The sequence below is a fragment of the Acinetobacter sp. Res13-Abat-PEC15-P4-01 genome (genome assembly GCF_015676285.1).
Classification (GTDB): domain Bacteria; phylum Pseudomonadota; class Gammaproteobacteria; order Pseudomonadales; family Moraxellaceae; genus Acinetobacter; species Acinetobacter nematophilus.
Genome location: NZ_JADAIN010000029.1, coordinates 1 through 479, shown reverse-complemented (window position 1 = coordinate 479; position 479 = coordinate 1). Strand labels below are relative to the sequence as shown.

At 37.4% G+C, this 479-nt stretch carries 1 pseudogene; it reads right to left on the bottom strand.

Annotated elements, in window-relative coordinates:
* A pseudogene (locus IMO47_RS11365) lies at positions 1 to 479 on the bottom strand (hypothetical protein); the annotation flags it as partial.

Genomic DNA, 479 nt, shown 5'->3' with positions numbered 1-479 from the left:
ATGACTTTTTGATGCTCCCTTAAATTTTCAAGTTTCATTTGCACTTTTACAAGATCGGGTAATTCTTGCTGTCTCGTTTTCATAAGCTCAATCAAGGGCACATCTGATGTCAAACGAATCCGATGTTCAATATCGGCTCGAACGCCCGGATAACTCGGAAATCTAAAATGCAAATATCCACCCGTAAAGGGAATATTTTTGCTCATATCATCGACAATAAAATATTCTTTCCAGCATAAACCTGCTTGTTCTTCACCTTGCACTGACCGTATTTTGATGCTGTTTAAATTATGCTGTATTTCTGTGATTGCTTCGTCTAACAAATCATTGCTTGCACCACTTTTTAAAATCAACAGCTTTCCCGGTCTTAAGTAGAGATAACCATATACTTCATAGGCTTCAACAGTATATTTAGTACTTCTATAAATAATCACATGACTGACGGAGCGCCCAATTTGTTGTACAGGTCCGTTCATTTC